The sequence below is a fragment of the Pullulanibacillus pueri genome, from assembly GCF_014639255.1.
Classification (GTDB): Bacteria; Bacillota; Bacilli; order Bacillales; family Sporolactobacillaceae; genus Pullulanibacillus; species Pullulanibacillus pueri.
Genome location: NZ_BMFV01000036.1, coordinates 1 through 12,076, shown reverse-complemented (window position 1 = coordinate 12,076; position 12,076 = coordinate 1). Strand labels below are relative to the sequence as shown.

At 40.5% G+C, this 12,076-nt stretch carries 13 protein-coding genes; 3 read left to right on the top strand and 10 right to left on the bottom strand.

The genetic code is table 11. From position 1 onward, the window contains the following. Positions 1 to 88 precede the first annotated feature (88 nt). Both pdxR and IEV91_RS17730 read left to right on the top strand, forming a co-directional pair. Entirely contained in the window at positions 89 to 1,537 is a 1,449-nt protein-coding gene (pdxR, locus tag IEV91_RS17735) for a MocR-like pyridoxine biosynthesis transcription factor PdxR (protein ID WP_188498774.1), read from the top strand. 4 nt (positions 1,538 to 1,541) lie between these two features. Then, positions 1,542 to 2,456, top strand: coding sequence for a D-alanine--D-alanine ligase (locus IEV91_RS17730; protein ID WP_188498773.1), 915 nt, complete (start codon positions 1,542 to 1,544; stop codon positions 2,454 to 2,456). A gap of 919 nt (positions 2,457 to 3,375) precedes the next feature. On the opposite strand, the gene IEV91_RS17725 is transcribed toward IEV91_RS17730, so the two are convergent. The 4 genes from IEV91_RS17725 to IEV91_RS17710 form a co-directional block, all read right to left on the bottom strand. Then, complete coding sequence (locus IEV91_RS17725) at positions 3,376 to 4,317, bottom strand: ketopantoate reductase family protein (RefSeq protein ID WP_188498772.1); 942 nt, start codon at positions 4,315 to 4,317, stop codon at positions 3,376 to 3,378. 182 nt (positions 4,318 to 4,499) lie between these two features. After that, complete coding sequence (locus tag IEV91_RS17720) at positions 4,500 to 5,036, bottom strand: GNAT family N-acetyltransferase (RefSeq protein WP_188498771.1); 537 nt, start codon at positions 5,034 to 5,036, stop codon at positions 4,500 to 4,502. Positions 5,037 to 5,072: 36 nt separating this feature from the next. Then, complete coding sequence (locus tag IEV91_RS17715; protein WP_188498770.1) at positions 5,073 to 5,588, bottom strand: YwgA family protein; 516 nt, start codon at positions 5,586 to 5,588, stop codon at positions 5,073 to 5,075. Between the two features lie 16 nt (positions 5,589 to 5,604). Next, positions 5,605 to 6,894 carry an HD domain-containing protein gene (locus IEV91_RS17710; RefSeq protein ID WP_188498769.1) on the bottom strand — a complete coding sequence of 430 codons (1,290 nt, stop codon included), beginning with the start codon at positions 6,892 to 6,894 and terminating at the stop codon, positions 5,605 to 5,607. A gap of 186 nt (positions 6,895 to 7,080) precedes the next feature. Between IEV91_RS17710 and lipL the strand changes: the two genes are divergently transcribed. Then, the gene (gene lipL / locus IEV91_RS17705; protein WP_188498803.1) at positions 7,081 to 7,932 is read left to right on the top strand and encodes an octanoyl-[GcvH]:protein N-octanoyltransferase; all 852 of its coding nucleotides are present in this window, start codon (positions 7,081 to 7,083) and stop codon (positions 7,930 to 7,932) included. Between the two features lie 309 nt (positions 7,933 to 8,241). Here lipL and IEV91_RS17700 read toward each other — a convergent pair whose 3' ends face one another. The 6 genes from IEV91_RS17700 to IEV91_RS21925 form a co-directional block, all read right to left on the bottom strand. After that, positions 8,242 to 8,811: a dienelactone hydrolase family protein gene (locus IEV91_RS17700; RefSeq protein WP_188498768.1), complete on the bottom strand. Its 570-nt coding sequence runs from the start codon at positions 8,809 to 8,811 to the stop codon at positions 8,242 to 8,244. 100 nt (positions 8,812 to 8,911) lie between these two features. Beyond that, entirely contained in the window at positions 8,912 to 9,376 is a 465-nt protein-coding gene (locus IEV91_RS17695; protein ID WP_229745639.1) for a GNAT family N-acetyltransferase, read from the bottom strand. Between the two features lie 32 nt (positions 9,377 to 9,408). Beyond that, positions 9,409 to 9,873 carry a GNAT family N-acetyltransferase gene (locus IEV91_RS17690; protein WP_188498767.1) on the bottom strand — a complete coding sequence of 155 codons (465 nt, stop codon included), beginning with the start codon at positions 9,871 to 9,873 and terminating at the stop codon, positions 9,409 to 9,411. Positions 9,874 to 9,944: 71 nt separating this feature from the next. Beyond that, positions 9,945 to 10,439, bottom strand: a complete 495-nt coding sequence (locus IEV91_RS17685) for a phosphoribosylanthranilate isomerase (RefSeq protein WP_188498766.1) — start codon at positions 10,437 to 10,439, stop codon at positions 9,945 to 9,947. Positions 10,440 to 11,420: 981 nt separating this feature from the next. Further along, complete coding sequence (locus IEV91_RS17680) at positions 11,421 to 11,672, bottom strand: hypothetical protein (protein ID WP_188498765.1); 252 nt, start codon at positions 11,670 to 11,672, stop codon at positions 11,421 to 11,423. A gap of 90 nt (positions 11,673 to 11,762) precedes the next feature. After that, entirely contained in the window at positions 11,763 to 11,897 is a 135-nt protein-coding gene (locus tag IEV91_RS21925; RefSeq protein WP_268236408.1) for a hypothetical protein, read from the bottom strand. Positions 11,898 to 12,076: the final 179 nt, after the last annotated feature.

Here is a 12,076-nt window from a genome sequence, read left to right as displayed (position 1 = left end):
CCAACCACGGATATGTGAAATTACATTGGAAGTGGACCTTTTTGAATCCTTGTGGCTATGTCAAAATAATACCAAGGGGATGAAGACAGTGTTTCATGATTTCAAGCTTATGGATGATCGTCCTATTTATATTCAACTCAAGGACTATTTAAAAAAGATGATTACTAATGGTCATCTGCTTGAGGATCAAAAGCTTCCCTCCACTCGTGAATTAAGTGCATTATTATCACTCAGCCGCAATACAGTTCTGACGGCCTACGCAGATCTTGAGCAGGAAGGGCTTATTTATGCCGTCAAAGGGAAGGGCAACTTTGTCAGCAAGGTGGCAACCCACAAGGCCCCTTCCATCCACTTGGATTGGAAAGAAAAAATTAACAATAACACTTTATTGGCTGATCAATTGGATTTAATGAAACATGGAGTCCATTGGAAAAAGGGCATGATTGCCTTTAATAGTATTGCACCTGATGAAAAGCTTTTCGATGTCGAGAATTTCAAAAAGGCGTTTTTAACACGGATGGCTATTGAAGGAGATATTGTTCTGAACTATGGCTATGCCAAAGGTTACAAGCCCCTCATCGAAGCACTTTTACATTACATGGAATTAAAGGGCGTGGATGTTTCCAATAAGGATATCCTCATTACCAATGGCTTTACAGAAGGATTGGATATTCTCTTATCCTCTCTAGGCCAAAAAAGGGGCCACATCCTTAGTGAAAACCCGACACACCACACCGCGCTTAAACTCTTCCGATTACATGGTTATGAGATCCACGGCATTGATATGTGTGAGGACGGTATTGATATCCCAAGACTTGAGACAGCCTTGTCCACTAAAACATTTGACTTGGCTTATTTCATCCCTTCCTACCATAATCCAACAGGCATCGTGACCTCTTCGGAAAAACGGATGGCACTGATGAAGCTTTTTTCGCACTATCATATCCCTATCATAGAAGATGGGTTTAACGAAGAATTACGCTTTTCAGGCTCTCACTTGCCCCCGTTAGCGACATTTGCAGGTCCTGGGAATAATGTGATTTACATTAGTAGCTTCTCTAAAATTCTGTTTCCAGGCTTGCGCATTGGATGGATATTGGCCGATAAGGATCTGATTTATTACTTGGAAAGCATTAAAAGGGCGCGCACTATTCATAGTTCTACCCTTGACCAAGCGATACTCTATCAATATTTACATGATGGTTACTTTGAAAAATATTTAAAGAAAGCTAAATCAGTTTACAAGAAAAAATATGAATTAGCCCTTGAATCCTGCCAGCGCTATCTTCCCTATAAAAGAATGACGGGAGATGGAGGGCTACATCTTTTCATTGAACTCAAAAACAACTTGAATGCACGAACAGTATTAGAGAGTTGCTACCGCAAAGGCGTTGTCTTTTCCCCCGGGGATGTCTTTTATACAGATGGAAAAGGTCAAAACACCTTTAGGCTGGGCTTCTCTCGATTAAAAGAAGAAGACATTGTCAATGGCATCAAAACCATTGGTGACACCATTCGAAATGAATTTGGAGGTTGAAGAAATGAAAGTTGGCGTAATTATGGGAGGCGTTTCCTCTGAAAAGCAAGTCTCACTTATGACAGGAGAGGAAATGATCGCTCATTTAGATAAAAATAAATATGACATTATTCCCATTCGTCTTGACCATAAAGAGGAACTCGTTGAAAAAGCTAAACCTTTGGACATTGCCCTTCTGGCGCTCCATGGAAAATACGGTGAAGATGGTACCATCCAGGGCACACTAGACACATTAGGCGTTCCTTTTACAGGTAGTGGTATGCTTTCGAGCGGCTTATGCATGGATAAAAATATCACGAAAAAACTCCTTCGTTATGAAGGCGTGCCCACACCAGACTGGATTCAACTCACTTCTATGGAAGAACTCGATTTAGAGGCGATTGATCAAATGGGCTATCCTGTCGTGATAAAGCCAAATTCCGGAGGGTCAAGTGTCGGAGTCAAACTTGTCTATGATAGAGAAGCCGTGGTTTCTGCGGTAGCTGAAGTCTTTAAGTGGGATACTGAAGTTATGATTGAACAATATATAAAAGGCGAAGAAATCACCTGTTCAATCATTGACGGAAAAATGTTACCGGTCATCTCTATTCGTCATCAAGCAGATTTCTTTGATTATAATGCCAAGTATGATGACGTTCAGACCATTGAAGAAGTGATTGAACTGCCCTCTGACTTACACGAACGAGTCGCTTCAGCGGCAATCTCTTGTTATAAAGCTTTAAAATGTAGTGTTTATGCTCGGATAGACATGATGGTCAAAGATGGCACCCCTTATGTAATGGAAATCAATTCGTTACCAGGCATGACTAAAAATAGCTTGCTCCCCAAAAGTGCTCAGGCAGCCGGGATTGCTTACAGTGACCTTTTAGACTTGATTATTGAAACCTCACTCAAAGCGAGAAAGAAGGAAAGCTTTTAGACAAGCGGCTGTACTCTATAGCATTTTCATTTGCCTTTTTCTAAAAAGCTTGTTGCTTTACTCAAGGAGATGTACTTTAGAGTTGAAGGAAATTGCGATGTAACACCAGGTTGAGTACTGCTCGAGCTTATAGTGTGGATTTCCGCTTCAGGTCGCTCGCTTTCCACGGGCACGGCCTCAGCTAACTTGGGAATGGATTATTTAGTTTCCCAAGTGGATCTTCGGACTCGTGCTATTCCCGTTGGACTCTAGTTTAGACATCTTTGAGTCAGCGGCGCTGAGGAACACACTGAATATAAGTGTTCCGAATCTCGCGCCTTACGCTCCAATTCACTTACTTGCTGCCGATGCGTTTTTTTAGTTAACTGCCTCTTTTGTGCGGGCTCAGCATTCTTTTGTTAGTTTTCGCCTTGGTTCGTGCGCCTTTTGTGAGTTAAGGCTGTCTTTTGTGAGTCAGCAACTTCTTATGGGTGAGCGCAGCGTCCTTTTGTTAGTTACAGCCTTGGTTCGTGCGCCTTTTGTGAGTTAAAGCTGTCTTTTGTAAGTCAGCAACTTCTTATGGGCGAGCGCAGCGTCCTTTTGTTAGTTACAGCCCTGTCTTGTGCGCCTTTTGTGAGTTAAAGCTGTCTTTTGTGAGTCAGCAACTTCTTATGGGCGAGCGCAGCGTTCTTTTGTTAGTTTCAGCCCTGTCTTGTGCGCCTACCTCTTACATCTCAATCTAAATCAATAGCAATAAACGATTGGAATCGATTTTTTCATTTTCTACCCAAAACACCCGAGCCAATGGCTCAGGTGTTTTTAGGGTCTTAGAATATGTGTGTGTTCTTATTTTACGTCTAAATGAAAACGGACACAAGTTATTCACCCAATGTTCAAAAATTATTCAAAAATTCAATTTCACAGCGAATTTCGCCTACATTTATTTTTTACCTTGAGGATACTCATACGGCTTAAGCAGCGCATGTAAGGTTTCAACATGAGGCAGCGCCAATCCTTTCGCTCTGCCCATACGCAATGCGGCTCCAAATAACGCATCGACCTCAAGTGGCCGCTGATTTCTAAAGTCTTGGTGCATAGAAGAGGTGGCTTCATCTGGAAAACCATAAAGCAATTTCGTCATGGTCTCCTCAACACCGTCATCAATGTGGACATCGTAGGCTTCAGCTAATGCCACCATTTCTTCAACGACCTTTTTTCCTAACTCCAGGGTTTCGGGTGTATTGCGGATCGGGCCAATAGGCAAGCGACTTGTGGTTGTCACCCCAGAGAAGGCTGAAATAAACACATATTTCTTCCACATTTCCTTGTAGATAAACTCACTTTCGGCTAAATCAAGGTTAACGTCTCCTGCTGACTGACTCAACTCAGCACATACACGTTGAGCCAGCGTATCCTTTGCACCTTTGTCGATCATACCATAAAGAAAGGCATGTTGATCCCCAGTATGCACGACATGTCCAGCTTCATTTAAAGTGGCAATAATATAGGCAATACCGCCAAGCACTCTGTCTTCGCCAAAAATATCCTGCAAGATTTTGAGATGCTCAATGCCATTTAAAACAGGTAAAACGGTAGCGCCTTTGTCTGCCAATTGCCGTAATTGCTCGCTTGCCCCTTGAAGGTGGTACCCCTTCAATCCGACAACCAATAGATCACATGCTTCTATTTCAGAAACATCCACACAATAGTGAGGTGTTTTCCAGGAAAGATCTCCTTTTGGGCTCATAATTTTAAGCCCATTTTCCTTCAGTTGCTGCGCCCGGCCCTCCCGCACTAAAAAAGTGATCTCATGTCCTATTTCATGCATGCGCAAGCCAAAATATGAGCCTAATGCACCCGCACCTAGAACAACTATCTTCATACGCTCTCCTCCGAATCGATCAAGTATTTTTATCATCTTTATACTAGTTTAACCATCGAGTCCGCCTTTGAGAAAGTGATATGACTTGTAGAGAAAATTATAGGATTTGAGCACTATTACTTACAATTCCCTATACAAAAAAACACGCTCCATAATGGATAACGTGCTTTCATCTTTAAAACTTATTGATCGGTGCTGAGCAATCCGTACACGTCAACGTCAATAAAGTGATCATAGAGGAATTCGCCACAACGAATCGTTCCTTCGTGTGTAAAGCCAAGACGTTCAGGAATGGCACGACTTTTTTTGTTCTCGGTACCGCAACGAATTTCCACTCTCCGCAGCTTAAGGTCATGAAAGGCATAATCCACTAAGGCCTGGCAAGCCCTCGTCATAATGCCCTTTCCTTGATACGCTTCAGCAAGCCAATAGCCTATAGACGTGGCGCTATTACTGCGATCAATCGCATGGAAGCCAATCATGCCAACGATCGCTCCCTTATATAAAATCCCCACTTGAAAGCCATTACTATCTGCAAACTGTTTTAACCACATTTCGATGACTGATTGATAGTCTTCCGGTTTTTGAGTCCCATCCACCCAGGGAAGCCATTCTCTTAAATAACGACGGCTCTGATCTAAAACCTTAAATAACTCTGGCGCATCGTCCTGTTCTAACAATTTTAACTCAATCTCATGGTCAATTTTAAAGGTAAACATGATCACTCATCCCTTCTCTGGATAGCCCGCCGTAATTTAAAGCACTTCATTCATTCGTTGGCCTTTTAATCGCTGAACATAGTCAAGACCACTTCGAATCTCTTCCTCTTGATAGTTTTGTTTCTGCTTTACAATCTTTACTTTTTCAATCACTTCTTCCTCCGATAAATGATCGAAATAAAAAATAGTTGAAACCAGTTCTAAGAATCTGGAACTCTCACCGTTGAGGTCTTCAATAAATGCATCGATATTCGGCATTTCGATTTGATAGTTTTTAAGAAAGTCTTCCCCTTCATGCGTCAGTTGGTATCGGTACTGGTGATACCCACCTTTTTTTTCACGTACTTCATTTACAAACTGCAGATTACACAGTTCTTCAATTTTCAAGGTGAGCTCTTCTGAATAAGGGCCATAAAAATGAAATTGATATTTTTCCTGAAAAGGGTAATCCAGCTTTTGTAAGATGTACAAAATCTTCTGAAGCTTCTTCCTTCCCACAACCTCACCTGCCACTTGAAGCAGGGTCATCACTTTTGCGTGATCCTCTAGCATCACAGTTCCTCCCTCTTTATTTCAAAAGTTGCAATATCCGCTCTTTCGCGTCTCTTTGTGAAGAAAAGTCATTAATAAAATCTGCAGGATAGTAGAGCTTGTGATCCGTCCGTTTTTTTCCAGAGATGGCCTCAACAACATCTGACTCTCTTGATAGCTCTTTGAGGCTGCCATCAGGCATTTGAAGATGAATCGGGAGTCGCTCCCCTTCCTCCCCTGGTCGATAAAAATCATAGGGTAAATCCGATGATGAATCGACAACAAGATAATAATCCGGGTCCAATCCTGCCTCTTTAAAAGCCTCTCTCAAATCGGCATAGGCCTGATAGTTACTTGGTGTAAACTCGACATATTTGAAAAGCCGTCGATTCATGAATCGCTGACAAAGGTCGCTTAAAATCTCATCCGTTTCCTCTTGCCACATTTGAAAATAATAAAGAATGACGGATTCATCCAAACGTAAATACGCGGCAAGGTCTAGGTCTTCTGTAAAAAGTGGACTAAGAGGACCAGGCGCATATTTAAACGTATAGCCTGTCTGATATAAGGATTTCGCCCGATGAAGGATCTTTCTTAAAATCACTTCTGCACTCCGGGTCACAGGATGAAAATATACTTGCCAATACATTTGGTAGCGACTCATGATATAATCCTCAACCGCATGCATCCCACTTTGTTTGATCACGACTTGATCCTCTTTCGGACGCATCACCCTCCAGATGCGTTCAAGGTCAAAGTGGCCATAGCTTACCCCTGTAAAATAAGCATCCCGTAACAAATAGTCCATGCGATCAGCATCAATTTGGCTGGAAATCATACTGATAATGAGTTTGTTATCACTCGTTTTCCCGATGATATCAGCAACCTTTTCAGGAAAATCCTCCGATACTTTTCTTAAGACCTGATTGACCTCAGTGTCCCCTAAAATAATCTTCCGTGAAAAGGCCTCATGATCGGTATTAAAGACCTTCTCAAAGGAATGGGAAAAAGGACCGTGGCCGACATCATGCAGTAAGGCCGCAGCTAAGGCGAGCAGTCTTTCGCTATTATCCCAGTGAGGCTTCCCTTCAAAAACCTCGATAATGCGCCGAGTGATTTCATAGACACCAAGAGAATGACTAAAACGACTATGTTCCGCCCCATGAAAGGTCAAATAGGTGGTTCCCAATTGCCGAATGCGTCGCAGTCTCTGGAATTCCTTCGTTCCTATCAATTCCCATATCAAGCGATCTCGCACGTGGATATAGCGATGCACAGGATCCTTAAATACCTTTTCTTCTTCAAGTTTGTCAAAGTCTTGAGCCAAATTCTTTCACATCCTGTCTAAACTTATTATTATTATAGATGTTTTTAGCCATTATTGAAATGGATTGTCGAAATTTAAAACATGAGGAATTTTTCAGTGAATACACAGGTGAAATGAAGTCGCTTTTGATTAAATCTACCAGCTTTGGTATCTTTAAACGTGAGGTTTTTTTCTAATAGAACGGTGATGAAAATGATGAAAAGAAATATATTAACGCAGTCTGAATGGCGCGTGATTGATCAGTCTATGCCCAATGCCGCTTTTGAAGCGAAGCAATCCTTTGCTATCGACGACACTCTTTGCATGTTCGTCGGTTCTGGGCAATCCCCTGCTGTTGCCCGTACATGGGTTCATCCCCGGACAATTGTTTTAGGCATCCAGGATTCCAAGCTCCCCTACCTCTCTGAAGGGGTAAAATATCTCGACGCACAGAACTATTCTTATATTGTTCGCAACTCCGGTGGTCTTGCCGTGGTGTTAGATCAGGGTATTTGGAACTTATCTTTGCTATTCTCAGAAAAAGAAGACAAGCTCTCTATAGATGACGGCTTTGAAGCGATGGCCGATTTTATAAAAAAAATGCTTGAACCTTATGGCATGAAAATTGCTGTTGAAGAGATTGTGGGCTCATACTGTCCGGGCAGCTATGATTTAAGCATCGGCGGAAGAAAATTTGCGGGTATTTCTCAGCGGCGCTTACGCCAAGCTGTAGCCGTACAAATTTATGTTTGCGTGGATGGAAGTGGCTCAGAGCGGGCAAGACTCGTGAAAAATTTTTATGACATCGCGATCGGTGGGCAGCCCACCAAAATCAACTATCCCGAGATAAAACCAGAGGTCATGGCTTCACTCTCAGAACTTTCGGGTCAGCCGATTACCATGCAGACACTCATGAAAAATTTTTATCAAACACTTGGTGAATTCGGACGCTTGTCCACTTCAAGCTTAGCACCCGAAGAAGCCTTGCAGTATGAAAAGGACTATCTACGCATGGTCGATCGCAACGAAAAGGCCTTTCCTTTTTTGTATGAACAGTGAGATTTTCGCTAGGATCTCATTAGGCAGACAAATAGTGCCTCTTAAACACTCAGGTTCTGAGCGATTTTTGGTAGTGTCAGCGTTTATAACCTTGCGGATGACCTTATAAGAGCAGCGCTGAGGAACACATTCTGTATAAGTGTTCCGAATCTCGCGTCTTCCGCTCCAATCCACTTAATACTGACAAAGCATTTTGGTAAAAAAACTTTTTAATGTCCAACTGAATGCGGACCGGCCATGCTTTACGCCCAGTTTTTCTCACTATAGTCTAGTTATGTCCCAGCTGCTGAAAACTTTTTCCGTTAATAATTATGCGAGAAAATCGAGAACTCGCTTGATCACAAGTTTCGTCGCGTCAGCATCGTAGGACGGTAAACTGCTGTCCGTGAAGAGATGTTCCTTGCCTTCGTACAGAAAAAGTTCACCGTGATTGGCCGACGCCACAAGCTCACGAGCTGCGTCGATGTCGCCGTCTTCAACGAAAAAAGGATCTGCACTCATGGCGTGAACTTGCACAGGCACGTCGGGTGGCCACTGAGATTCGAATGCCGAAGTCGGAAGGCAGGCATGAAAAAACAGTGCGCCTCTGGCACCTTCACGAGTTTGGGTGAGCTGTTGTGCTGCCTTGACACCAAGTGAAAAACCAGCATAGACGACATCGCGTGAAAGCTCGCTGGCTGCCCGAACGCCACGTGCCGTCACTTCTTCAAATCCGATTTCCTTAACAAATGCCAAGCCTTCCTCCAGAGAGGAAAATATGCGGCCGTCAAACAAATCTGGCGCGTGCACAGTATGCCCCGCATCTCTCAATTGATCGGCAAATACTTCAATCCCCTTTGTTCGGCCTAAAACATGGTGTAACAACAAAACGTCTGCCATTGTTTCCCCTCCAATTTATAATGGATTTCATATGTCTAAGTTTCGACAAGAAAACCTGTTTGACCTGCTAGAATTTTAAGGTTCAGAAGCATACACCTCATTAAATAAGTTTTTTTGTCATAGTATAATAGCTACTACCAGGAGGATAATCTTTAATTTCACCTATAACTTGATATCCTTTAATCTCGTAAAAGGAACGGGCTTGAAACTCAAAAGTAGTTAATAGTGATTGAGTTGCTCCCTTCTCTTTTGCGATTTTTTCCGCTTTTTCAAGAAGTTCTCCACCTAAACCTTTACCTCTGTATTCTTCATGAAGCCAGAAGTCGTTAATCTCCATCCAACCCCAATACACATCAGCATTTAAACCACCAATCCAATTACGATTATCATCTGAAACAATAATATTTATTGGCTGTACAGCTTCTTTTTTTCTTACTTCTTGATGATGTATGGAATGCTTATTATTAAATGCTCTAATTTTCTTATGTAAAAAAGCTGAAAATTTTTCGGTATTATCCAACACAACTTTTATATCATAGCTCATTTTCTCAAATCCTTTAGTCAATTACGGTGACTTCTCCACAAATAAATGCAAAATTAACATTCGTGCTCCATTTTTTGAAATTCAAATGTACTCCCATTTGTATCCTGCATAAACGTATTTATAGTGTTAAAGCCCAACTTTCTATATACTTTTATCGCTCTTTGATTAAAAGTCGCCACTGATAATGTTATTTTTTCTGGTTTATATTCACCTTTTATAAACGCTATCCCTGCTTTTAGGAATTCTAACCCCTTACCTCTACCCGTGAGGTCTGGTCTCATCCCTAATCCAATCTCAAATGTATGATCTTCTACTCTATTAACACTAAAGAAACCAATTAATTCATTATGATTCATAACAACATACGTAGAGTCCCCTCGTGCTTCCGGATCTATAAATTCATCTAAATCCTCTTTGTCAGCCTCCATATCATAAAAAGAATAGTCTCCTTGATAGTGCCAATTGAATGCTATGTCTTCTGCTTGTTCCTGAGTCATAACCTCAAACGTATACATCATAACTATCTCCTTTCACCCTGTACCCTTGCCCCTGATATACTCAATGAGATTTAGTATGAATTTTAGTTACCCTATATCATTCTTTTTAAGAAATCTATTTTTCTAATATCTTTATTGTTATTGTGATCAGCTCTATAACTGTCTTTGGATGAAGACTCGTAAACACTTAAATATTGTTTAGGGGTGAGTAGGTAATACTTTATCTCTCCCACGTTGTGCATGTCTAAATCCTGTAACTGTACTCCTGCAAAACTTGGTAAAGTATCAATAATACCAAACTCAACGGATAATCCCTCTTTAGAGAACGCATGTTCATGCAAATCAACCAATCTATACTCCATTGAAATCATGATGTCTACTATGTTATTCCAGTTATATATATTTGTTTCGGGCGGTACCTCCCACCCTCTTTTATCACCAGGAACATGAATGTCTAAATCTTGTGCATCCCAACTCTTTCCTGTAACGACTTCTAAACCAACCGAACCCATTAACAATGGAATGATTTCAATATCATTTAGCTTCTTCGCAATTTTAATAAACGCATTAAACTTGTTATGCTCCATTTATCCTCTACCTTTTCCTAAAAGCCCTAATTTATTTTAATTTTAGCATAATTCAACTTGTGTTTTGACCTTAGAAAAAGCAGGTCAAGAGCGCTCGACCCTCGTTGAAACATTGAAAAGTCTTTTACCAAAAGGCAGTGTCAGCAACTCAGTTGATTGGAACGGAAGGTGCGAGATTCGGAACACTTATATAGAGTGTGTTCCAGCGCCGCTGACTCACAGGTGTCTAAACTAGAGTCCTTCGGGAACAGCACGTGTCCGAAGATCCACTTGGGAAACCTGATAGTCTATCCCAAGTTAGCTGAGGCCGTGCCCGAGGAAAGCAAGCAGCCTGAAGTGGAGATCAACACCTATTTGATGACCAAAATTTCTTTCTTACTTCTTTGTAAAAAAAGACGGTCCTTCTTAAAGATAAGCCCCATTTGCTAGTAAATAACGAATGTGTTTATTAACGCTATAACAACTATAGCTAATACAAAGAAACTCTCATTCACTTTTATATTTTTATTTCTAAATAAAAAAGCTATAATCAGCTCACAAACCTTATAGACAATAAACACTAAAATAAGCAAAGGTACAATTAAATACCAATTATTCCGCCCTAAATGGCAATACGATGTGATAAGACTTACTGCTAAAAGCCCTACGAACAAGGATATCAGCTCTACTAAATTCCCTTCATTTCGTTTAAATAATTTTCGTAAAAAGTTGCTGAACAATATTTCCGCCTCCTTAATACATCTTTCTGCCGCTTTAGCAAAGAAATCAACCCGAATATTATAAAGCGAATCGACCATATAATGAATGGTTTCATAATCTCTCTCCCGTAATTCTTTTGAACTATTCTGATTTTATCACACCTAATAATTCTCTTGTTGAATTATCCGCCCGTTACCTTGAGGAGGAGTCAAGCAATCCTTGCTTCTTGTGTATTGCTTCCATTTTCAAAAGTAACCTTCAAATATTTATAGGTAATCACATTTAATTTATGTAACCAACAAAGAAAATTGCAATTATCACTGAGACAACTACTATGTATTTCTGTAGACCATTTTCTTTTCTTACAAAAGCCATAACACACAAAATAATACTAATAATGTATATTAAGATACCTATACCAACTATTGCAAAAAACATTTCCAAACTGGATGCACCATAAAAAAATATTGCTAAAATTACTAACAAACCTATTAAAGCTACTATTAAAGAAGAAACGCTGAATTTTTTGTTCAAAACAAAACACTCCCATTTTTTTCAACCCTACTACTTCGTTACTTCAAATGTAAAGAGACAATCCCCTTCTTGAAGTCTCTTCCCCGTTAGTTAAATATGATTTACAACGAGTGTATCAAGAATGTTTCCAACGACAAATCCTATTATTATTATAAAGGCTCCTACCCAAATAGGAACTTCCTTTTCAGTAATTCCAGATTTCTGTAATAACCACATTACTGCCATAAAGAGTATTACTCCTATGATATACTTCCAGAATCCTAAGCCTAATGCATCAAAAAAATCGACCCCTGTGATAAATATAAATATTACACATAAATGTAACGGATTCCTCAGTCTGTAAGCGTCAAATAAATTACACGTAGGAAATTATAGATCACTCATGCGATAATCTTCTTAGAAAT